This window comes from Bradyrhizobium sp. USDA 4538 (assembly GCF_024171045.1).
Lineage (GTDB): Bacteria > Pseudomonadota > Alphaproteobacteria > Rhizobiales > Xanthobacteraceae > Bradyrhizobium > Bradyrhizobium australafricanum.
On sequence record NZ_JALJZE010000001.1, the window covers coordinates 4,061,750 to 4,082,427 of the forward strand.

Consider the following 20,678-nt stretch of genomic DNA (forward strand, 5'->3'; position numbering starts at 1 on the left):
ATCGAACCCGGAATCTCGAGATTCCGGGTCTGGTCCTTCGGACCATCCCGGAATGACGACAGGAGCTACCCCTTCGGCAGCTTCGCCCTTAGCGCATACAGCGCATCCAGCGCCTCGCGCGGCGACATCTCGTCGGGGTGCAGCGCCTTCACCGCCTCGACCAGCAGATCGGCTTCGCTCGGCGGTTTGTCCTCGCTGGCGGCGCGGGAGGGGACGGCGAACAGCGGCAGATCGTCGACCAAGGCGCGCGCGGTCTGGCCGCGGTCCTGCGCTTCCAGTTTTGCCAGCACCGATTTGGCGCGTGTGATCACGGCCGGCGGCAGGCCGGCGAGTTTTGCGACCTGGATGCCGTAGGAGCGGTCGGCGGAGCCGGGTAGCACCTCGTGCAGGAACACGACGTCGCCCTGCCACTCCTTGACCCGCACCGTGGCGTTGAACATCCGCGGCAGTTTCGCCGAGAGGGCGGTCAGTTCGTGGTAATGCGTCGCGAACAGCGTGCGGCAGCGGTTGCTCTCATGCAGATGCTCGATCGCGGCCCAGGCGATCGACAACCCGTCGAACGTCGCCGTGCCGCGGCCGATCTCGTCGAGGATCACCAGCGACCGCTCGCTCGCCTGGTTCAGGATCACCGCGGTCTCGACCATCTCGACCATGAAGGTCGAGCGTCCGCGCGCCAGGTCGTCGGCGGCGCCGACGCGCGAGAACAGCCGGTCGACGATGCCGAGCCGCGCGCGCGACGCCGGCACGTAAGAGCCGATCTGTGCCAAGAGCGCGATCAGCGCATTCTGGCGCAGGAAGGTCGACTTGCCGGCCATGTTCGGACCGGTGATCAGCCAGAGCTGACCGGATTTCTGGCCCGGCGCCGGCGACAGGTCGCAGGCATTGGCGATAAACGGCTGGCCGTCGCGCTTCAGTGCCTGCTCGACCACCGGATGCCGTCCGCCCTCGATCGCAAAGCCGAGCGAGCCGTCGACATCGGGCCGCACGTAATTGTCGTCGATCGCAAGTTTGGCCAATGACGTCGCGACGTCGAGCATCGCAAAGGCATGCGCGGCGTTGCGCAGATCATCGCTCGCCGCGAGCGCCATCGCGCTCAGGCGTTCGAAGATCTCGAGCTCGAGATTGAGCGCGCGCTCGCCGGCATTGGCGATCTTGGCCTCGGTCTCGCCGAGCTCTGCGGTGGTGAAGCGGACCTGCCCCGCCAGCGTCTGGCGATGGATGAAGGTTGCATTCAGTGGCGGCGCGAACAGCTTGTCGCCGTGCTGCGCGGTGACCTCGACGAAATAGCCGAGCACGTTGTTGTGCCGGATCTTCAGCGTCTTGATGCCGGTATCCTCGGCATAACGCGCCTGCATCGCGGCGACGACGAGGCGCGAGGCGTCGCGCAAATTGCGGCTTTCGTCGAGCGCGGCCTCATAACCCTCGCGGACGAAACCGCCATCGCGCTTGATCAGCGGAAGCTGCTCGTCGAGTGCGCGGGAGAATTCCTGCGCCAGATCGCGCGAGGGACGCTGTAGCGCCGCCATCACGGTCGAAACCTCGGCCGGCGGATTGGAAAGCTGCGCCAGCAGCTCCAGCGCCTGGTCGGCGGCGAGGATGCCGTCGCGCAGGCTGGCGAGGTCGCGCGGGCCGCCGCGGCCGACCGAGAGCCGCGCCAGCGCGCGCGACATGTCGGGCGCCGCGCGCAGCACGGTCCTGATGTCCTCGCGCGCCGCGGAATCCGCGACGAAGGCCGAGACGGCGTCGAGCCGCCGCGCGATCACGGCGACATCGGTCAGCGGCGCGGCAAGACGCTGCGCCAGGAGGCGCGAGCCGGCCGCGGTGACGGTGCAGTCGATCGCATCGAGCAGCGAGCCGCGGCGTTCGCCGGCCAGCGTGCGCGTCAGTTCGAGGTTGGCGCGGGTCGCCGGATCGATCGCCATCGTGGTGCCGGCAGCCTCGCGCGCCGGCGGCGACAGCGGCGGACGCTTGCCGACCTGGGTGCGGTCGATATAGGTGACGGCCGCGGCTGCGGCGGTCGCCTCCAGCCGTGACATCGCCGACAGGCCGTCCATGGTCGCGACCGCGAAATAGTCGCACAGCCGCCGCTCGGCGGTGGCGCTGTCGAACACGTCGCGCGTCAGCGGTGTCACCGACGGCAGTTCGCGCAAGGTCGGCGCGAGCTCGCTGTCGCTGTAGAGCGCATCGGTGACGATGGCCTCGTTCGGATTGATGCGCGCCAGCGTCGCCGCGAGCTCCGCGGTCGCACACTCCGTCACCATGAATTCGGAGGTCGAAATGTCGATCCAGGCAAGGCCAAGACGATCCGCACCGGCCGAGCCGCGGGCGCGCGCGATCGCGATCAAGTAATTGTTGGTGCGGGCGTCGAGCAGGGTGTCTTCGGTCAGCGTGCCCGGCGTCACCAGCCGCACCACGCCGCGGCGGACCACGCTCTTGTTGCCGCGGGCTTTGGCCTCCGCGGGATTTTCCGTCTGCTCGCACACCGCGACACGATGGCCGGCGCCGATCAGGCGATGCAGGTAATCCTCGGAGCGTTCGACCGGAACGCCGCACATCGGGATGTCCATGCCCTGATGCTTGCCGCGCTTGGTCAGCACGATGCCGAGCGTCCGGGAGGCGATCTCCGCATCCTCGAAGAACAGTTCGTAGAAGTCGCCCATCCGGTAGAACAGCAGCAGGCCGGGATGGGCGGCCTTGATTTCCAGATACTGTTCCATCATCGGCGTGACGCGCGACGGCGCCTCGGCGGCAGGAGCGGGCTCGGGCGGAACGGGGATGGGCTGCTGGACTGTCATGAGGGGGCGGAAACTACAAAATTTCGTCGCGCGGTCCTATCCGCGAAGTCGGGGTTTTCCACCCTGTCCACGGCGCCAATTATGTCAGCCCTCACGGCAATGCGTGCGGGGCGCGCAGCCGCATCAATTGACCTGCCGCGGGCACGCTCCTAAAACCGATCTCAAGTTCCAGCAGATCCAGCGCCTAAGTCGCGGCATTCAGGGAGAGATTCAATGCGTGATGTGTTCATTTGCGATGCCGTCCGGACCCCGATCGGCCGTTTCGGCGGCTCGCTCGCCAAAGTACGCGCCGACGATCTCGCGGCGGCCCCGATCAAGGCGCTGATGGCCAAGCACCCGACGCTCAATTGGAACGAGGTTGACGAGGTCTATTTCGGCTGCGCCAACCAGGCCGGCGAAGACAACCGCAACGTTGCGCGCATGGCGCTGCTGCTCGCAGGCATGCCGGAGTCGGTTCCCGGCCAGACCCTGAACCGGCTCTGCGCCTCCGGCCTCGATGCAGTCGGCGCTGCGGGCCGCGCCATCCGCGCCGGCGAGATCGATTTCGCGATCGCGGGCGGCGTCGAATCGATGACGCGCGCGCCGTTCGTGATGGGCAAGGCCGCGGAAGCCTTCTCGCGTTCGTCCGAGATCTACGACACCACAATCGGCTGGCGCTTCATCAATCCGCTGATGAAGGCGCAGTACGGCGTCGATGCGATGCCGGAGACCGGCGAGAACGTCGCCGAGGAATTCCAGGTGTCGCGCGCCGATCAGGATGCGATGGCGATCCGCTCGCAGCAGCGTGCGGGCGCGGCGATTGCGTCGGGCTATTTCGCCGAGGAGATCGTTCCGATCCAAGTGCCCGGCGGCAAGGCCGGCCCGATCACCGTCGACAAGGACGAGCATCCGCGTCCGGAGACCACGCTCGAAGGTCTCGCCAAGCTGAAGCCGATCGTGCGCAATCCGGGCACAGTGACCGCGGGCAACGCGTCCGGCGTCAATGACGGCGCCGCCGCGATGATCCTCGCTTCCGAAGCCGCGGTGAAGAAGCACGGCCTGACGCCGCGCGCAAAAATCCTCGGCCTTGCCTCGGCCGCGGTGCCGCCGCGCATCATGGGCATCGGTCCGGTGCCGGCAACGAAGAAGTTGGTCGAGCGCCTCGGCATCAAGGTGTCGGACTTCGACCTGATCGAGCTCAACGAGGCCTTCGCCTCGCAGGGTATCGCCTGCCTGCGCCAGCTCGGCGTCAAGGAAGACGCCGATTTCGTCAATCCGCATGGCGGCGCGATCGCGCTCGGCCATCCGCTCGGCATGAGCGGCGCGCGGCTGGTCTTGACCGCCGTGCACGGCATGGAGAAGCGGGGCGGGAAGCTTGCCTTGGCAACTATGTGCGTCGGAGTTGGTCAGGGCGTTGCGGTCGCGATCGAAAAACTTAATTAAGCCAATGGCTTGGAGGGGCTGAAAACAGCCCTTCCCCAATTTGGTTATGCATTATAATGATCTGACGTGAGCTCACCGGGCGCGTGGGCCGCGGAGGAATTCGCCATGACCTTGTTGTACCCGCTGCAATCGCTTGCGGCCCATCCGGCGCGGCTGTCGCCGGACTATCGTTCCACCGTGAAGCGTTCGCCGCAGAAGCCGCTGATCCCGCTGCGGCACACGCTCTCGGAGCTGACCGGCCCGGTCTATGGTCATGAGACGGTGCGCGCGCACGACAACGACCTCACCATCCAGGCCAAGGGCGAGCCGCTCGGCGAGCGCATCATTGTGCACGGCCATGTGCTCGACGAGGACGGCCGCGGCGTGCCCAACACGCTGGTCGAGCTGTGGCAGGCCAATGCCTGCGGCCGCTACATTCATGTCGTCGATCAGCACCCGGCGCCGCTCGATCCCAACTTCACCGGCGCCGGCCGCACGCAGTCCGATGCCAAGGGCTATTACAAGTTCATCACCATCAAGCCCGGCGCCTATCCCTGGGGCAATCACCATAACGCCTGGCGGCCCGCGCATATCCACTTCTCGGTGTTCGGCCACGCCTTCGTCTCGCGGCTGGTGACCCAGATGTACTTCCCGGGCGATCCGCTGTTCCCGTTCGATCCGATCTTCAACTCGGTGACGGACGAGAAGGCGCGGGCGCGGATGATCTCGTCGTTCGATCTCGACAACACCAAGCCGGAATGGGCGCTGTGCTACCGCTTCGATATTGTGCTGCGCGGGCAGAGTGCCACGCCGATGGAGACCAGGTAAGTGTCGAACCCGCGTCCTGATGGAATCACGCCTTCGCAGACCGTCGGCCCCTATTTCAAGTATGGCCTGACGCCGAACGGCGAATATGAATGGAACGACGCTTTTACCAACAACCTTCTGACGCCTGACGTCTCGGGTGAGCGCATCCGCGTCGAGGGCAAGGTCTATGACGGCGACGGCGCCGTGATTCCGGATTGCATGCTGGAGATCTGGCAGGCCGACGCGCAAGGGCGCTTCTCCGATCCGCAGGATGCGCGCGCGCTGCCCAATTCGAGCTTCAAGGGCTTTGGTCGCTGCGGCACCGACAAGAGCGGTGGCTACGCCTTCGACACCATCAAGCCGGGCGTGGTGCCGGATGCCGACGGCAAGCCGCAGGCGCCGCATATCGGGCTCGCGGTGTTCGCGCGCGGCATGCTGCTGCACCTCTACACAAGGATCTATTTCGACGACGAGGCCGGCAACGCCGCTGATTCTACGCTCGCGCTGGTGCCGGCGGAGCGCCGCGCGACGCTGATCGCCAGGCGCAAGGCCGGCGCGGGCAACGTCTACACCTTCGACATCCATCTGCAGGGCGACAACGAGACGGTGTTTTTCGACGTCTAGCCCGGCCGCTAGCCGCCGCGCCGCAGCTCTTCGGTGGCGCGCCGGAGCACCTCGTGAAGCCATTCGTGCGAAGGCTCGTCCTCGACGCGTTCGTGCCAGAGCAGCCGAACCTCCACGGGCGTCGTGGTGTAAGGCAGTTCATAGGTCGTGATCGCATGTGCCTGCTCGAGTGCACGCGCCAGCGGCCGCGGGACGATCGCAGCCAACTCGGAATCGATCAGCAGTGCGGGCAGGGCAAGGAAGTGCGGCAGCGAGACCGCGATCCGCGGCGGCCGGTCGCTGTCGGACAGCGCCCGTTCGAGCGCGGGGCGATCGTACATCTCCGAACGCCTGGCGAGTCCGCGCTCGGAGATGAAGCCGCCAATCGCGCCTTCCTGCTCGCCGCCAAAGGACACCACGACCAACGGCAAGGTCGCGAGCTTTGCCTTGTCGAGCCGGCCAAGCTTGCGCCTTTTGCCGACGATCAGCACATCATTATATTCGAACAGCAGCGCCGTGCGGAAACGGCTCGGCGGCGACGAGAACACGCCGATCGCGACGTCGATGCGGCCGAGGTCGATCTGCTCGGCAAGATCGATCCGCGTCACCGGCTTGATGGTGAGGTCGATCGCAGGAGCTTCCCGGCCCAGGATCTTCAGGAGCGGCGGCGCCAGCACCATCGTCGTGAAGTCGTTGGCGGCCAGCGTGAACGGCTTGGTGGAGGCTGCTGGAGCGAAGGTCGGCAGCTCGACCGCTGCCTCCAGCGATCGCAGCGCCTGGCGAACCTGCGGCGCCATCGTCAACGCGCGCGCGGTCGGCTGCATGCCGGTGGCCGTGCGCACGAACAGGTCGTCATCCAGCATCTCGCGCAGCCGCGCCAGAGAGTGGCTGACAGCGGATTGGCTCAGCGCGACCTTCTGGCTGGCCCGCAGCACGCTGCGCTCCTCCATGACGGCGTCGAATACCTTGAGCAGATTCAGATCCAGGGTCTTGAAGGAAACGGACACGTTGAGAGTCCCCGTCTATGGCAGATCGCTCGCCTCGGCAAAATTCCGCGATCGACGGCAGTTAAGGCCAGGCGTCTGGCGGATGCAACCGAGCGGATTCTCCACGAGCGTATAGCCGTGTCGTCACCACCTGCCATCTGAAGCCGGTTCAGGATCACTCTGCAAGACTTTCACTTCCGCAACGCGGCGTTCTGGCCAAGATTGCCGGCACCGGGTTGGGAGGAGAAAAGCGATGAAGGCCTGGGTGATGTTGGCCCGAAGTGGCGCGCGTAAATCAATCGGACTGGCGTTGATGCTGGTGGCGACGGCGACGTCGGCGATTGCACAGAACGGGCCGGTCAGGCTCGGCGTGCTGACCGACATGTCGTCGCTGTACGCTGACAATGGCGGCCAGGGCTCGGTGGTCGCGGCGCAAATGGCGGTGGACGATTTCAAGGGCAAGGTGCTCGGCCGCCCGATCGAGATCGTTGCCGGCGATCATCAGAACAAGGCGGATATCGGCTCGGCGATTGCCCGGCGCTGGCTGGAGAACGACAATGTCGAGGCCATTCTCGATGTCCCGAATTCCGCGGTCGCGCTGGCGGTGCAGGGCATCACGCGCGACAAGAAGAAGCTGTTTCTCGCCACCGGCGCGGCAACGTCCCGGCTGACCGGCGACGAGTGCTCGCCGACCGGCATCCACTGGACCTACGATACCTATGCGCTGTCGCAGGGGACGACGAGGGCGATTTCGCGCCTCGGCGCCAGGTCCTGGTTCTTTCTTTCGGCCGACTACTCGCTCGGTGCGCAGCTTGAGGCCGACAGCCGCAAGGTGATCGACACGACCGGCGGCAAGGTGGTCGGCGCCGTGAAACACCCGATCAACACGCCCGATTTCTCGTCCTTCCTGCTGCAGGCGCAGGCCTCCAGGGCCGACGTGATCGCGCTCGCCGACGCCGGCGGCGACTTCATCAACGCCGTGAAGCAGGCCGGCGAGTTCGGGGTGACGCGCGGGCAGAAGCTTGCCGGCCTGATCGTCTTCATCGCCGACATTCACAGCCTTGGGCTGCAGAGTGCGCAAGGCCTGATGCTGAGCTCGGCGTTCTACTGGGACCTCAACGACGAGACGCGGGCGTGGTCGAAGCGCTTCATCGAGAAGACGAAGAAGGTGCCCACCATGATCCACGCCGGCACCTATGGCGCGGTCATGCACTACCTCAAGGCGGTCGAAGCCGCCGGCACGCTCGATGGGCCGACTGTCGCCGCCAAGATGCGCGAATTGCCGGTGAACGATTTCATGACCCGCAACGGCAGGATCCGTCCCGACGGCCGGCTGGTCCGCGACATGTATCTGTTCCGCGTCAAGTCGCCGGCAGAGTCGAAATACCAGTTCGACTACTACCAGCTGCTGGCCACCATCCCGGGTGAAGAGGCCTTCAGACCGATGGAGGGCGGCGGATGCTCGCTCGTGAAGAAGTCGTGATCGACCGGGATGTGGCGTGCGGAGCCGCGCGCAATCCAATCGACGAGGTGATCGCCGGCCGGCTGTCGTGCCGCGAGTTCTCCGGCAGTCCGGTCTCCCGATCGACCATCGAGCAGATCCTGCGCGTGGCGCGGTTCGCGCCGAGCGGCGCGAACATCCAGCCCTGGCACGTCTACGTGCTCGCCGGCGTCGCCAAGACCGAGGTGTCGGCTGCGCTGCTGGATGCGTATGAGAACGAGCCGAACGAGCACGTCTCCGAATATCAATACTACGCCAGCGCTTTCCCCGAGCCGTATCTCGGCCGTCGTCAGGAGTTCGGGCGATTGTTCTATGACTCGCTCGGGATCGCTCAAAGCGACGCTGCGGCGAGGAGCCGGCAGACCGCAAAGAACTTCATGTTCTTCGGCGCGCCGGTTGGGTTGATCGTCACCATCGATCGACGCCTGGCGATGGGAAGCTGGCTCGATCTCGGCATGTTCATCCAGAACGTGATGCTGGCGGCGGTCGGACGCGGGCTGCAATCCTGTCCGCAGGAGACCTTCGCCAGATTCCATCGGATCTTGCGTCCGCTGCTGTCGATCCCCGCCGAGCAGATGGTGGCCTGCGGGATCTCGATGGGCCACCCCAGGGAGCGGTCGCGCACGCGGCTGATGCCGCGCGCGGAACTGGAGGCATTCGCCTCCTTCAAGGGTTTCGAGGATTAGACAGGAGAAAGTCATGGGAAGCCGGGAACAGCTTATCGAACGCAGCATTCCGTTTCTGCGCGAGGTCAAGGACATGACGCCGAGCGCGGCGATGGAGCGATGGCTCAACGAGACCTATGGAGAGGACAGCGCGCTGTACCAGGATCTCGCCCGCCTCATCAAAATGGGAGTCGAGGAGGGCTGGGCGGCGAACCAGGAGGTGGAAGGTCCGAACTATCGGCGCAGCCGCATCCTCGAGCCGGTCCCCGAGACGTTCCAGTTCAGCATCACCGCGGTCTACATGAACAGCACCGATCCGCGCCGCTTCAAGGACGAGGACGATCACGACGTGCTGCGCGGGCAATATCATGGTCACCCCTATGGCGAGCTCAACCTCGTCGTTCCCCTCGACAAGGGCGCGCAGTTGAAGGGGCTGCAGGGCTGGCAGGGGCCGGGCTGGACCGCGCCGGATCCCGGCAGCCGGCACTATCCGGAGGTCAGGGGCGGCGCGGTCATCGCACTGTTCTATCTGCCGGCTGGGCGCATCTCCTACGATTTCAAGGCGCCGGCCTGATATCCGGCGCGGGCGGCAATCCGGTCTGGAGAAAGCTCATGACGTTGATCTACCCTGTCGCTTCGAACAGCGTCCATCCCGCGCGCCTGTCGCCTGCGTACCGGAGCGCGATCAAGCGTTCGCCGCAAAAGCCGCTGATCCCGATGCGGCACACGCTCTCGGAACTGACCGGGCCGGTCTACGGTCATGAGACCGTGCGCGCGCACGACAACGATCTCACCATCCAGGCCAAGGGCGAGCCGCTCGGCGAGCGCATCATTGTGCACGGCTATGTGCTCGATGAGGACGGCCGCGGCGTGCCCAACACGCTGGTCGAGCTGTGGCAGGCCAATGCCTGCGGCCGCTACATCCATGTCGTCGACCAGCACCCGGCGCCGCTCGATCCCAACTTCACCGGCGCCGGCCGCACGCAGTCCGATGCCAAGGGCTATTACAAGTTCATCACCATCAAGCCCGGCGCCTATCCGTGGGGCAATCACCATAACGCCTGGCGGCCCGCGCATATCCACTTCTCGGTGTTCGGCCACTCGTTCGTCTCGCGGCTGGTGACCCAGATGTATTTCCCCGGCGATCCCTTGTTTCCGTTCGATCCGATCTTCAACTCGGTGACCGACGAGAAGGCGCGGGCGCGGATGATCTCGTCGTTCGATCTCGAGAACACCAAGCCGGAATGGGCGCTGTGCTACCGCTTCGATATCGTGCTGCGCGGGCAGAGTGCCACGCCGATGGAGACCAGGTAAGTGTCGAACCCGCGTCCTGATGGAATCACGCCTTCGCAGACCGTCGGCCCCTATTTCAAGTATGGCCTGACGCCGAACGGCGAATATGAATGGAACGACGCTTTTACCAACAACCTTCTGACGCCTGACGTCTCGGGTGAGCGCATCCGCGTCGAGGGCAAGGTCTATGACGGCGACGGCGCCGTGATCCCGGACTGCATGCTGGAGATCTGGCAGGCCGATAGCCAGGGCCGCTTCTCCGATCCGCAGGATGCGCGCGCGCTGCCCAATTCGAGCTTCAAGGGCTTTGGCCGCTGCGGCACCGACAAGAGCGGTGGCTACGCCTTCGACACCATCAAGCCGGGCGTGGTGCCGGATGCCGACGGCAAGCCGCAGGCGCCGCATATCGGGCTCGCGGTGTTCGCGCGCGGCATGCTGCTGCACCTCTACACAAGGATCTATTTCGACGACGAAGCCGGCAACGCCGCTGATTCTACGCTCGCACTGGTGCCGGCCGAGCGCCGCGCGACGCTGATCGCCAGGCGCAAGGCCGGCGCGGGCAGCGTCTACACCTTCGACGTCCATCTGCAGGGCGACAACGAGACCGTGTTCTTCGACGTCTAGCTGCGCGCCGCCAGCGGCGCGCCAATCCAACATCGGGGGACGACCGAAAAATCCGCTGCGCGCGTTCGCCGCAACGGATTTTGCTTGATCATGCGCGATAAGTTATATAATATATAATTTATATAACTGATTTGAGATCAAACATGGCCAACCTCGATGCCGCCTTTTCCGCGCTCGCCGACCCGACCCGCCGGGCGATCCTGGCGCGCCTCGCGCTGGGCGAGGCGACTGTGATGGAGCTAGTCGAGCCGTTCGACATGACCCAGCCCGCGATCTCCCGCCATCTCAAGGTGCTCGAGGGCGCCGGCCTGATCGTGCGGCGCATCGAAGGCACCAAGCGGCCGTGCCGGCTCGCGCCGACGGCGGTGGCCGAGATCGATCAATGGCTCGGCATGCTGCGCCGTGCGCTGGAAACCAATTACGACCGGCTGGACGACGTGCTGGCCGCAATGAAGCCTGAGCAGTGAAGGGTATCCCCATGAGCAAGTTGACGCTGAAGACCGAAGGCGACCGCTATGTCGTCGTGATCAGGCGCTTCGTCGCGCCGCCGGAGGCGGTGTATCGGGCGCATACCGAGCCGGAGCTGTTGCAGAAATGGCTGCTCGGTCCCGACGGCTGGACCATGCCGGTCTGCATCAGCGAGGCGAAGCCCGGCGGCAGGATCCGCTACGAATGGACCGACGGGAAGGGCGGCGGCTTTCATTTGACCGGCGAATATCTCGCGCTCGAACCGTTCAGCCGCATCGTGCATGTCGAGCGCATGCATCTGCCGGATCCGACGCCGGACAATCATGTCGAGACGCGCTTTGCGCCCGACGGCGACGGCACCTTGATGACGATGCGGATGACCTTGCCGGATGCCGAAACGCGCGCAGCGATGCTCGCGACCGGCATGGAGCACGGCATGGAAGACAGCTATGCTCGGCTCGACCGCATGAGCTGAACGCGACTGACGTGAGGGACAATGCGCGACCGTTTCCTGACGGGGCTGATTGGCTATCCGATCGCGCATTCGGCGGCGCCTGCGATGCACGAAGCGGCCGCAGCAGCGCTCGGCGTTCGCGTCCACTACCAGCTCATCGAGGTCAACGGCGCCGGCCGCGACGAGCTGCGCGCGATGCTCGACGGCATCCGGCGGCTCGGCTTTGCCGGCGTCAATGTCACCTTTCCCTACAAGGAGGCGGTGGTCGAGCTGCTCGACGACCTCGCACCCGATGCGCGTGCGATCGGCGCGGTCAACACCATCGTCGTCGATCGCACGCGGCTGGTCGGACACAACACCGACGCGACCGGCTTTGCGCGCGCAATCGCGCCGCTGCTTGCGTCAGCGCCGCGCGGCCCGATCGCGCTGATCGGTGCCGGCGGCGTCGGCAAGGCGATCGCCTTCGCGCTCGCCATCCTCGGCGTTGGTGGGCTCCGCATCTTCGACGCTGATGCCGCGAAGGTCGCGTGGCTGGCCGGCCAGTTGGCCGGCCGTCATGCGGTTCGTGGTGTCGCCGGCATCGAGGCCGCGGTCGATGGCGCGACCGGCGTCGTCAACGCAACGCCGGTCGGCATGCTGCCGAGCCGCGACAGTCCTGTGCCGGACGGCTTGTTGCATCCGTCGATGTGGGTCGCCGACGCCGTCTACACGCCGCTGTGGACGCCGCTGCTGTTGGCGGCCAAGGCCAAGGGCGCCAAAGTCCTGACCGGGCGCGATCTTGCGATCTACGCAGCAGCGGACGCGTTCGAATTGTTCACGACGATGATGCCTTCGACTGATGTCATGGCAAATGCGTTCGACGCGGTGATGGCCGCACGCTACTCTCCGCCCGCCTGAAGGGCGGAGACATCACATGACAAAAATCAGGATCGGGCTGGCCGGCTGCGGCTTCGTGTCGGAGCTGCACATGGTTGCCTACCGGCGCGTCTATGGCGTCGACGTCGAGGTGAGGGCGGTCGCGGCGCGCGGCGATCATGTCAATGCGTTCGCGTGCAAGCACGCAATCCCGAACGCCTATCGCAGCTTCGCCGAGTTGGTCGCCGACCGCGAGCTTGACGTCATCGACATCTGCACGCCGCCCAATCTGCATGCCGGGATGATCGTCGAGGCGATGCAGGCGGGCAAGCACGTGATCTGCGAGAAGCCGTTCAGCGGTTATTTCGGCCGCGACGGTGACAAGGCGCCGATCGGCAGGTACGTGCCGAAAGCGCTGATGTACCAGCGGGTGATGGAGGAGATGGAGGTGACCCGCGCCGCGATCGAGCGAAGCGGACAACTCTTCATGTATGCCGAGGACTGGATCTACGCGCCGGCGGTGACCAAGACCGCGGAGATCATCCGCGCGACAGGCGACAAGATCCTGTTCATGAAGGGCGAGGAGAGCCATTCCGGCTCGCATGCGGCGCATGCCGCCGAGTGGGCGATGAGCGGCGGCGGCTCGCTGATCCGGATGGGCTGCCATCCCTTGTCGGCGGTGCTCTATCTCAAGCAGGTCGAGGCCAAAGCCCGCGGCGAGGCCATCACGGTCGCAAGCGTCACCTGTGACGTCGGCAATGTCACCGCCGGCCTCAAGCCGGAAGAGCGCGCCTACATCAAGGCCAAGCCGGTCGATGTCGAGGATTGGGGCACGCTGACCGCAACCTTCTCCGACGGCACCAAGGCGACGGTGTTTTCCGGCGACATGATCATGGGCGGCGTGCGCAACCTGATCGAGACCTATACGAGCGGCGGCTCGCTATTCGCCAACATCACCCCGAACACGCATCTGACCAGCTACCAGACGAGCGAGGAGAAGCTCGCCTCCGTCTACATCACCGAAAAGGTCGATCGCAAAACCGGCTGGCAATATGTCTGTCTCGAGGAAGAATGGACCCGCGGCTACCTGCAGGAGATCCAGGATTTCATGGAGTGCATTGCGACTGGCCGGCAGCCCCTCGCGGACCTCGCGCTGGCGTATGAGACGACCAGGGTGAACTACGCCGGCTACTGGGCGGCGGATGAGGGCAGGCGGGTGGTGCTGTAGGGTGGCGGGAACGACGAGATTACGCGGGTATACTCACGCCAGACCCGTCATCCTGAGGAGCGCGTAGCGCGTCTCGAAGGATGCACGGCCCGGCCGGTGGCCGTCGATCCTTCGAGACGCCCGCAAGTGCGGGCTCCTCCAGCGACAAAGGCGAAGCCTTTGCGCGGGGATGACGGGGATAATTCTCCGGCGAGCCGCACAGCAAACGATCGTCCCTACGCCGCGTAGACCGAGCCCTTCGGCAGCGGGAACACCGGATCCTGCGTGCGGATATTGGTCGGCCACACCACGGTGATGCGCTCGCCGGCGTTCTGCATCACGACCGGCGTCGAGCGCTCGTTCTGGCCGGACAGCGGCGTGCCCGGCGGATAGAACTTCACGCCATAGCCCTGGATGGTGCCGCCTGCGGGGATGTCGACGTCGAGCGCCGCCTTGCGGATCGCCTCGGGATCGAAGCCGCCGTACTTCTCCTTGGCGACCGGCAGCACATTGTTGAGCAGGATCCAGGTCTGGTTGAAGCCCATCGAGCAGTGCGGCGGCACTTCGGTCGCATTGGTCTTCTCGCGGTAGCGCGCGACCATGGTCTTGGTGAGGTCGCCGATTCCCGGCGCGAGCTTGGCGGGATCGAGCAGCTGCGCCGGCACCGGATCGATGTTGCAGAAATTGTCGATGTCGGCGCCGAAGGTCGCGCGCAGCTTGTCGAGCTGGCTGTAGCCCGCGCCGGCGCCGAACAGCATCTTGAACTTCAGCCCGCTCTCGCGTGCCTGGCGCAGGAACAGCGTGATGTCGGGATTGTAGCCGGCATGCGAGATCACGTCGGCCTTGGCGCGCTTCAGCTTGGTGACCAGCACCGAGAGATCGGGCGCGGAGGCGGAATAGCCCTCCTTCAGCGCGACCTGGAGCCCGACCTCCTTGGCGAAGGCTTCGTCCGCGGCGGCGACGCCGACGCCATAGGGTCCGTCCTCATGGATCAGCGCCACCTTAACGTCCTTCGGCTCCATGCCGAGCTTGGCCTTGGCGTGCTCGTTGATGAAGCTCGCGAAGGCCTGGCCGTACTGGTCGGAATGGATCTGCGCGCGGAATACGTATTGCAGGTTCTTGTCCTTGAACACGGCGGTCGAGACTGCGGTCGTGATCCACAGGATCCGCTTCTGCTGCTCGACCTTGGCGGCGAGCGGCACCGCGTGGGAGCTTGCGAACACGCCGTTGAGGATGTCGACCTTCTCCTGGTCGATCAGGCGATTGGCCTCGTTGATCGCGACATCAGGCTTGCTCTGGGAATCGACGTTGACCGGCGCGATCTTGTACTTGCCACCGATGCCGCCCTTCTCGTTGACGAGGTCGATCGCGATCTGGGTGCCGATCGAGGAGGCGACCGAGCCGCCGGCGGCGAACGGGCCGGTCAGGTCGTAGATCACACCGATCCGGACCGTTTCGGCCTGCGCCTGCGCCCGTGTCCAATCCAAGCTGAAAGCAGCGGCGGCAGCCGCTGAAGTCTTCAGCAGCGTCCTGCGTGAAGTCGGCATCGCGTCCTCCCCTGAAACCGTCAGTTGTGTGACGGGTCCTGCTTGTTTTCGCGGAGTATTGGGAGGCGAGGTCGGAAAGTCAACGCGGCTCGCGGCTGCGGCGTCTTGCGCTTTCGGAGGGGCGTCCTCACTCTTTCACCGTCACCCTGAGGAGCGCGTAGCGCGTCTCGAAGGGTCGACGGCCACCAACGGGGCCGTGCATCCTTCGAGGCTCGCAAGTGCTCTCGCCTCAGGATGACGGTGTGACCAATCGCCCCGACACTCGGAGAACGTAGGGCGAAAACCTACTCCATCACCGCGGCATGGTCCGACGGCGTGGACTGCGAGCGCAGCGTGGCCTTGGTCGAGCCGATCATCAGCGCGAGCGGGATCGAGACCAGGATGAACAGCATCACCAGCTGGTAGTCGTGCGAGAACGCGATGATCTGCGACTGCGCCGCCACCATCTTGTCGGCCATCGCGCGGCCGGCATCGGTGTTGAGGTTGATCATGCCCGATACGTCGGGCATCTGCAGCGCGTGGTTGAACGGATTGATCTGCTCCGACAGCTTTGCGTAGATCCGCCGTCCGCCTTCCGTCAGCTGCGCGATCACGATCGAGATGCCGACCGAACTTGCCACGTTGCGCAGCAGCGTCAGCATCGAGGTGCCGTCGGTGCGCAGATGGTTGGGCAGCGACATGAACGCCACCGTCGACAGCGGCACGAACACGAGGCCGAAGCCGAAGCCCTGGACCACGCTGACGACGATGATCTCGTTGGCCTGCGTCATGTCGGTCCAGCCGGTCATCTGGAACAGCGAGGCCGCGGTCAGCGCCAGGCCGGAGATGATCAGCGTGCGCGCCTCGATATAGCGCATCATGCGGCCGACCAGCATCATCGCGACGAAAGTGCCGGCGCCGCGGGTCGCCAACAACAGGCCCGCGGTGATGATCGGGTAGCCGACCACATTCTGCAGATAGGGCGAGGACAGCGCCATGGTCGAATACAGCACGAGGCCCATGACAGTCATGAACACGCAGCCGCCGAGGAAGTTTTTGTCCTTGAACAGCGCGAACTGGATGAACGGCCGGCTGGTCGTCAGCGAATGGGCGAAGAAATAGTAGAAGCCGACCGCGGAGACGATGAATTCGATCATGATCTCGTTGGATTCCAGCCAGCCAAGCTGCTCGCCGCGGTCGAGCGCGAGCTGCAGCGAACCGATCGCAACCGCGAGCGCGCCGAACCCGAACCAGTCGAAGCGCAGATTGAGGTCCTGCTTGGTCTCGTCCATGAAGACCGCGAGCCCGAGCACCGTGATAGCACCGAACGGGAGGTTGACGAAGAACACCCAGTGCCAGGAATAGGTCTCGGTCAGCCACGCGCCCAGTGATGGTCCCATGATCGGGCCCATCATCACGCCCATGCCCCAGATCGACATCGCTTTCGCGCGCTCATGCAGCGCGTAGGAGTCGAGCATCACCGCCTGCGACAGCGGCACCAGCGCCGCGCCGAACACGCCCTGCAGCAGGCGGAACAGCACCATCTGGTTGATGTCCTGCGCCAGGCCGCAGAACACCGAGGCGACGGTGAAGCCGGCCGAGCAGATGATGAAGATGCGCTTCCGGCCATAGCGGTTGGCGATCCAGCCGACCGGCGCGGTCATGATCGCGGCCGCGACGATGTAGGAGGTCAGCACCCAGTTGATCTGGTCCTGCGAGGCCGACAGCGAGCCCTGCATATAGGGCAGCGCGACGTTGGCGATCGTGGTGTCGAGCGCCTGCATGATCGTCGCGGTCATCGCGCAGATCGTCACCATGTTCCGGCGCATGCCGGGTACGGCGGATGGTGACGGTGCATTCATTCAGGTCGGTCCTGTTCGAGCGTTGGAAACCCCCTCCCCCGCAAGCGGGAGAGGGGGCGCACTGTCTCTGCGGTCGATGATCGACCGCTTCTTCTCTCTACTCGTGGTCCGGGTGCGCCGAGGCCGGCGCCAGCCCGAGCAGGCCGGCCAGCGTACGGCGGTGGTTGGTGTCGATCGTCGCGTAGACGCTCATGCCAGCTTTCAGCTTCTTCACGAACGGATCGTTCTCGTCGAAATAGATCCGCACCGGCACGCGCTGCACCACCTTGACGAAATTGCCGGTCGCGTTCTGCGGCGGCAGGATCGCGAACTGCGCGCCGGTGCCGGGCGACAGCGAGCCGACCTTGCCCTTGAACCGATGGTTCGGGAACGCGTCGACGTCGAGCTCAACCGGCTGGCCGACCGCGACATAGGTGAAGTCGCTTTCCTTCGGATTGGCGTCGACCCAGGGATGGTCGACATCGATGATCGAGAACACCGGCGAGCCGGCGGCGACGAAGCGGCCGAGCTGGATCTGGTCGACTTGGGTCGCGACGCCATCCATCGGCGCGCGCAGCACGGTGTGGTCGAGATTGCGCTGGGCGTCGTCGAGCTTGGCCTTAGCCTGGGCGTAGGGCGGGAACTGCTCGATCGGCAGGTCGACGTCGCCGAGCAGCTGCGTCTTGTCCTTGGAGATCTGCTGCCTGATGTATTGCGCCAGGCTCTCGGCTGTCACTTGCGCGTTCGCCGCGTTGTCGAGGTCGAGCTGCGAGCCGAAATTCTGCTTGGCCAGCGTCGACTTGCGTTCGACGTCGCGCTTCTTCAATTCGATGCTCTGCTGGGCGAATTCCAGCATCCTGCCGTTGATCTTGATGTTGTCGACTAGGTTGTCATAGGTGGTCCTGGTCTGGTCGAGCGCGGCCTTGGCCTGCGCCACCGCGAGGCGGAACGGCACCGGATCGATCTCGAACAGTTCGTCGCCCTTCTTGACGTGCTGGCCTTCCTTCACGACGATCTTGTCGATCTTGCCGGAGATTTCCGGCGTGATCAGCACCTTCTGCGCCCCGACATAGGCATCGTCGGTGCCGACATAGCGGCCGCCATTGAGATAGAACACGATGCCGCCGATCGCAGCGAGCGTCGGCAGCACGACCAGCAGCAGCGTGCGGCGATAGCGCCGCAGGCCCGCCATCAGGCGACGGCGCGGCGCGCGGCTGGCCTTGCCCGACGGGCTGGGCTCGCCCGGATTGCTCTTCTGCTCGGGCGCCAGCTTGAGGACGGGTTCAGCCATAGCGCTGTTCCTTTCGGGAGGGCTCGCCGGCTGGGGTCTGGACGGCATTGCGAACGTTTTCCTTGATCGATTCCAATTGGGTGAGCAGGCGATACGCGTCAGCGGGGCTGATGCCCTCGAGCGCGGTCGCGGTGAGTTCGGAGCGGAGGCCGGCGAGCTTGCCGAGCAGCGGGCGGGCGGCCTTCTTCAGATAGAGGCGGTTCACGCGGCGATCGTTCTCGTCGCTGCGGCGTTCGATCCAGCCATTGTCGCAGAGCTTGTCGATCAGCCGCGTCAGCGTGATCGGCTGCACCTCGAGCAGCTCGGCGAGCTCGGTCTGTTTCAACCCTTCCTGGCGTTCCACCTTGGACAGCACGGCCCATTGCGCGCGGGTGATGCCGTAGCGTGCGGCCTCCTTGTCCGCATAGACGCGGATCAGCCGGAACACTTCGCCCAGCGTAAACAAGAAATCGGTGTCCACGGAACCGCGCATCGATCCTGCCTCCATAAGCTTAGGATATAATAAGCTTGCTTATGATTTCTGCATGCCCGGTTAACGCGAGGCTGCCCCGCATTGCGGGCATGGCTGCAACGCGGCGACGGACCGGGGTTTGGAGCCGGGCTTTGGGAACGGGCGCGCAAATGCTACATATCGAGGCAATGAGCTTGGCCAAGCCGACATTTCCTGCCCCCGACCACGATCACGGCCGCTGCGCCGCGGACGCGATGGCGCATGCCGAGCAGGTTTGTGCGCGCCGCGGCCAGAAATTCACCCCGATCCGCCGTCAGGTGCTACAGGCGCTGCTGTCGAGCCATCGCCCGCTCGGCGCCTATGAGGTGATCGACGAGCTGGCCAAGACGATGCCGCGGCCGGCACCGATTACCGTCTACCGCGCGCTCGACTTCCTGATGGAGAACGGCCTCGTCCACCGCATCGAGAGCCGCAACGCCTTCCTCGCCTGCGCGCATGACCATGACGAGACCTCGATGGTGGCGTTCCTGATCTGCGACCATTGCGGCTCGGTCGGCGAGATCCCGGCCGCCCCCGTCGCGCAAAGCCTGACCGCGGCGGCGCGGGCCTCGGGGTTCATCCCGAAACTCTCCGTCGTCGAGATCGCCGGCACCTGTGCGCACTGCCAGAAGACGTGATGGCGCGATGGTTTCAGCTAACTCGCACTGCTTTCGAGCTACCTCGCCCCGCTTGCGGGGAGAGGTCGAAATTCGCGGTAGCGAATTTCGGGTGAGAGGGACTCTCCGCACGCTCGCCTCTATCGAATTTGCGGCGACGGCCCCTCACCCCAACCCTCTCCCCGCAAGAGCGGGGCGAGGGAGCCCAACCGGCAATTAACAACACGGCACCAAGCCGGCCCGCGAGGAAACATGTCGACCCAAGCGATCTCCGCCAGCGTCACAAGGCCCGTCAGCGTCGGACACGGGCTGCCGCCCGGCGCCATCGCCGTGATGCTGATGCTGTGCGTGAGCTGGGGCTTCAACCAGCTCGCGGTCAAGCTTGCGCTGCCCGACGTGCCGCCGATGCTGCAGGCGATGATCCGCTCCGCCGGCGCGCTGCCGGTGATGCTGATCGTCGGCCACCTGCGCGGGGTCAAATTCTTCGAGCGCGACGGCACGCTCGTGCCCGGGATCATCGCCGGGCTGATGTTCGGCTGCGAGTTCGTGCTGATCTTCACCGGACTGGTCTTCACCTCGGCCTCGCGCGCCTCGGTGTTCCTCTACACCGCTCCGTTCTTCGTTGCGCTCGGCTCGCACCAGTTCCTCGGCGAGCGTCTCTCGACCGTGCAGTGGAGCGGGCTTGCGCTGAGCTTTGCCGGCGTCGCGCTCGCGATCGGCGTGCCGCAGCCGAACGTCGATGCCAAGGTGCTGCTCGGCGACCTCATGGTGGTCGGCGGCGGCGCGCTGTGGGCGGCAACTACGCTGGTCGCCAAGGGCACGGGCTTGCGCAAGGCCGCGCCGGAAAAGGCGCTCGGCTACCAGGTCGCGATCTCGATTCCGATCCTCGGCCTCGCCGCCTGGATCGCGGGCGAGCGCATCGAGCATGTGCCGAGCGCGCTGTCGATCTCGCTGCTCGCCTATCAGGCGGTCTGGGTGGTGGGCTGCACGTTTGTCATCTGGTTCGCGATGGTGAAAACCTACTCCGCGAGCAAGCTGTCGGCCTTCACCTTCGTCACGCCACTGTTCGGCGTCGTCGCGGCCTATTTCATCATGCACGACACGCTGACGGCGGTGTTCGGCGTCGCCGCGCTGCTGGTGATCGCAGGGCTCTATCTCGTCAACAAGCCCGACCCGAAGGTGACGCCGGATCCCAACGTGCCGGCGTGAGGTTAACCTGGGTGCCGTGCGCTCAACTCTCTCCCCGTCATGCTG

At 65.3% G+C, this 20,678-nt stretch carries 20 protein-coding genes; 14 read left to right on the forward strand and 6 right to left on the reverse strand.

Annotated features, from left to right (window positions below):
- Positions 1–65 precede the first annotated feature (65 nt).
- Positions 66–2,795: a DNA mismatch repair protein MutS gene (gene mutS, locus J2R78_RS18265; RefSeq protein ID WP_253605987.1), complete on the reverse strand. Its 2,730-nt coding sequence runs from the start codon at positions 2,793–2,795 to the stop codon at positions 66–68.
- Between the two features lie 213 nt (positions 2,796–3,008).
- Between mutS and pcaF the strand changes: the two genes are divergently transcribed.
- The 3 genes from pcaF to pcaG (J2R78_RS18280) all read left to right on the forward strand — a co-directional run bounded on the left by pcaF (position 3,009) and on the right by pcaG (J2R78_RS18280) (position 5,627).
- Positions 3,009–4,217, forward strand: coding sequence for a 3-oxoadipyl-CoA thiolase (pcaF, locus tag J2R78_RS18270; RefSeq protein ID WP_028337987.1), 1,209 nt, complete (start codon positions 3,009–3,011; stop codon positions 4,215–4,217).
- A gap of 105 nt (positions 4,218–4,322) precedes the next feature.
- A complete protein-coding gene (pcaH, locus tag J2R78_RS18275; protein WP_253605988.1) occupies positions 4,323–5,024 on the forward strand; it encodes a protocatechuate 3,4-dioxygenase subunit beta in 702 nt (233 codons plus the stop codon).
- On the forward strand, positions 5,025–5,627 hold the full coding sequence (gene pcaG / locus J2R78_RS18280) for a protocatechuate 3,4-dioxygenase subunit alpha (protein WP_253605993.1): 603 nt from the start codon (positions 5,025–5,027) through the stop codon (positions 5,625–5,627).
- A gap of 8 nt (positions 5,628–5,635) precedes the next feature.
- Here pcaG (J2R78_RS18280) and J2R78_RS18285 read toward each other — a convergent pair whose 3' ends face one another.
- Positions 5,636–6,613 (reverse strand): LysR family transcriptional regulator, encoded by a 978-nt coding sequence (locus J2R78_RS18285; RefSeq protein WP_076824662.1) that lies wholly within the window; start codon positions 6,611–6,613, stop codon positions 5,636–5,638.
- 232 nt (positions 6,614–6,845) lie between these two features.
- Between J2R78_RS18285 and J2R78_RS18290 the strand changes: the two genes are divergently transcribed.
- From J2R78_RS18290 to J2R78_RS18330, 9 genes are all read left to right on the forward strand, one after another.
- Positions 6,846–8,075 carry an ABC transporter substrate-binding protein gene (locus tag J2R78_RS18290; RefSeq protein WP_375167044.1) on the forward strand — a complete coding sequence of 410 codons (1,230 nt, stop codon included), beginning with the start codon at positions 6,846–6,848 and terminating at the stop codon, positions 8,073–8,075.
- Positions 8,051–8,779 (forward strand): nitroreductase, encoded by a 729-nt coding sequence (locus J2R78_RS18295; RefSeq protein WP_253605995.1) that lies wholly within the window; start codon positions 8,051–8,053, stop codon positions 8,777–8,779. The genes J2R78_RS18290 and J2R78_RS18295 overlap by 25 nt, the downstream gene beginning before the upstream one ends.
- A 13-nt stretch (positions 8,780–8,792) precedes the next feature.
- Positions 8,793–9,332, forward strand: a complete 540-nt coding sequence (locus J2R78_RS18300) for a DUF4863 family protein (protein WP_028344386.1) — start codon at positions 8,793–8,795, stop codon at positions 9,330–9,332.
- A 38-nt stretch (positions 9,333–9,370) separates the two neighbouring features.
- A complete protein-coding gene (gene pcaH, locus J2R78_RS18305; protein WP_253605996.1) occupies positions 9,371–10,072 on the forward strand; it encodes a protocatechuate 3,4-dioxygenase subunit beta in 702 nt (233 codons plus the stop codon).
- Positions 10,073–10,675: a protocatechuate 3,4-dioxygenase subunit alpha gene (pcaG, locus tag J2R78_RS18310; RefSeq protein ID WP_253605998.1), complete on the forward strand. Its 603-nt coding sequence runs from the start codon at positions 10,073–10,075 to the stop codon at positions 10,673–10,675. It abuts the gene before it with no gap.
- A gap of 143 nt (positions 10,676–10,818) precedes the next feature.
- Positions 10,819–11,142, forward strand: coding sequence for a helix-turn-helix transcriptional regulator (locus J2R78_RS18315; protein WP_092090579.1), 324 nt, complete (start codon positions 10,819–10,821; stop codon positions 11,140–11,142).
- 11 nt (positions 11,143–11,153) lie between these two features.
- Positions 11,154–11,618 carry an SRPBCC domain-containing protein gene (locus J2R78_RS18320; RefSeq protein WP_253606000.1) on the forward strand — a complete coding sequence of 155 codons (465 nt, stop codon included), beginning with the start codon at positions 11,154–11,156 and terminating at the stop codon, positions 11,616–11,618.
- 21 nt (positions 11,619–11,639) lie between these two features.
- Positions 11,640–12,494 (forward strand): shikimate dehydrogenase, encoded by an 855-nt coding sequence (locus J2R78_RS18325; RefSeq protein WP_253606002.1) that lies wholly within the window; start codon positions 11,640–11,642, stop codon positions 12,492–12,494.
- A gap of 16 nt (positions 12,495–12,510) precedes the next feature.
- The gene (locus J2R78_RS18330; RefSeq protein ID WP_253606004.1) at positions 12,511–13,680 is read left to right on the forward strand and encodes a Gfo/Idh/MocA family protein; all 1,170 of its coding nucleotides are present in this window, start codon (positions 12,511–12,513) and stop codon (positions 13,678–13,680) included.
- A 215-nt stretch (positions 13,681–13,895) separates the two neighbouring features.
- Here J2R78_RS18330 and J2R78_RS18335 read toward each other — a convergent pair whose 3' ends face one another.
- The 4 genes from J2R78_RS18335 to J2R78_RS18350 form a co-directional block, all read right to left on the reverse strand.
- Entirely contained in the window at positions 13,896–15,206 is a 1,311-nt protein-coding gene (locus J2R78_RS18335; RefSeq protein WP_057016785.1) for an ABC transporter substrate-binding protein, read from the reverse strand.
- Between the two features lie 284 nt (positions 15,207–15,490).
- Positions 15,491–17,047, reverse strand: a complete 1,557-nt coding sequence (locus J2R78_RS18340; RefSeq protein WP_253606006.1) for an MDR family MFS transporter — start codon at positions 17,045–17,047, stop codon at positions 15,491–15,493.
- A 97-nt stretch (positions 17,048–17,144) separates the two neighbouring features.
- Entirely contained in the window at positions 17,145–18,317 is a 1,173-nt protein-coding gene (locus tag J2R78_RS18345) for an HlyD family secretion protein (RefSeq protein ID WP_253606008.1), read from the reverse strand.
- The gene (locus tag J2R78_RS18350) at positions 18,310–18,789 is read right to left on the reverse strand and encodes a MarR family winged helix-turn-helix transcriptional regulator (protein WP_085970781.1); all 480 of its coding nucleotides are present in this window, start codon (positions 18,787–18,789) and stop codon (positions 18,310–18,312) included. The genes J2R78_RS18345 and J2R78_RS18350 overlap by 8 nt, the downstream gene beginning before the upstream one ends.
- A 167-nt stretch (positions 18,790–18,956) precedes the next feature.
- Between J2R78_RS18350 and J2R78_RS18355 the strand changes: the two genes are divergently transcribed.
- A complete protein-coding gene (locus J2R78_RS18355) occupies positions 18,957–19,445 on the forward strand; it encodes a Fur family transcriptional regulator (RefSeq protein ID WP_026191999.1) in 489 nt (162 codons plus the stop codon).
- Positions 19,446–19,676: 231 nt separating this feature from the next.
- Positions 19,677–20,633, forward strand: a complete 957-nt coding sequence (locus tag J2R78_RS18360; RefSeq protein WP_028343556.1) for a DMT family transporter — start codon at positions 19,677–19,679, stop codon at positions 20,631–20,633.
- Positions 20,634–20,678 lie beyond the last annotated feature (45 nt).

What these genes read in the sequence shown, in the direction of transcription:
- J2R78_RS18290 (WP_375167044.1), top strand. Translation starts at nt 6,846, where the DNA reads ATGAAGGCCTGGGTGATGTTGGCCCGAAGTGGCGCGCGTAAATCAATC.
- pcaF (WP_028337987.1), top strand. Translation starts at nt 3,009, where the DNA reads ATGCGTGATGTGTTCATTTGCGATGCCGTCCGGACCCCGATCGGCCGT.
- J2R78_RS18360 (WP_028343556.1), top strand. Translation starts at nt 19,677, where the DNA reads ATGTCGACCCAAGCGATCTCCGCCAGCGTCACAAGGCCCGTCAGCGTC.
- J2R78_RS18300 (WP_028344386.1), top strand. Translation starts at nt 8,793, where the DNA reads ATGGGAAGCCGGGAACAGCTTATCGAACGCAGCATTCCGTTTCTGCGC.
- J2R78_RS18350 (WP_085970781.1), bottom strand. Translation starts at nt 18,789, where the DNA reads ATGCGCGGTTCCGTGGACACCGATTTCTTGTTTACGCTGGGCGAAGTG.
- J2R78_RS18325 (WP_253606002.1), top strand. Translation starts at nt 11,640, where the DNA reads ATGCGCGACCGTTTCCTGACGGGGCTGATTGGCTATCCGATCGCGCAT.
- J2R78_RS18320 (WP_253606000.1), top strand. Translation starts at nt 11,154, where the DNA reads ATGAGCAAGTTGACGCTGAAGACCGAAGGCGACCGCTATGTCGTCGTG.
- J2R78_RS18295 (WP_253605995.1), top strand. Translation starts at nt 8,051, where the DNA reads ATGCTCGCTCGTGAAGAAGTCGTGATCGACCGGGATGTGGCGTGCGGA.
- J2R78_RS18335 (WP_057016785.1), bottom strand. Translation starts at nt 15,206, where the DNA reads ATGCCGACTTCACGCAGGACGCTGCTGAAGACTTCAGCGGCTGCCGCC.
- J2R78_RS18355 (WP_026191999.1), top strand. Translation starts at nt 18,957, where the DNA reads ATGAGCTTGGCCAAGCCGACATTTCCTGCCCCCGACCACGATCACGGC.
- pcaH (WP_253605996.1), top strand. Translation starts at nt 9,371, where the DNA reads ATGACGTTGATCTACCCTGTCGCTTCGAACAGCGTCCATCCCGCGCGC.
- mutS (WP_253605987.1), bottom strand. Translation starts at nt 2,795, where the DNA reads ATGACAGTCCAGCAGCCCATCCCCGTTCCGCCCGAGCCCGCTCCTGCC.
- J2R78_RS18315 (WP_092090579.1), top strand. Translation starts at nt 10,819, where the DNA reads ATGGCCAACCTCGATGCCGCCTTTTCCGCGCTCGCCGACCCGACCCGC.
- pcaH (WP_253605988.1), top strand. Translation starts at nt 4,323, where the DNA reads ATGACCTTGTTGTACCCGCTGCAATCGCTTGCGGCCCATCCGGCGCGG.
- J2R78_RS18330 (WP_253606004.1), top strand. Translation starts at nt 12,511, where the DNA reads ATGACAAAAATCAGGATCGGGCTGGCCGGCTGCGGCTTCGTGTCGGAG.
- J2R78_RS18340 (WP_253606006.1), bottom strand. Translation starts at nt 17,047, where the DNA reads ATGAATGCACCGTCACCATCCGCCGTACCCGGCATGCGCCGGAACATG.
- J2R78_RS18345 (WP_253606008.1), bottom strand. Translation starts at nt 18,317, where the DNA reads ATGGCTGAACCCGTCCTCAAGCTGGCGCCCGAGCAGAAGAGCAATCCG.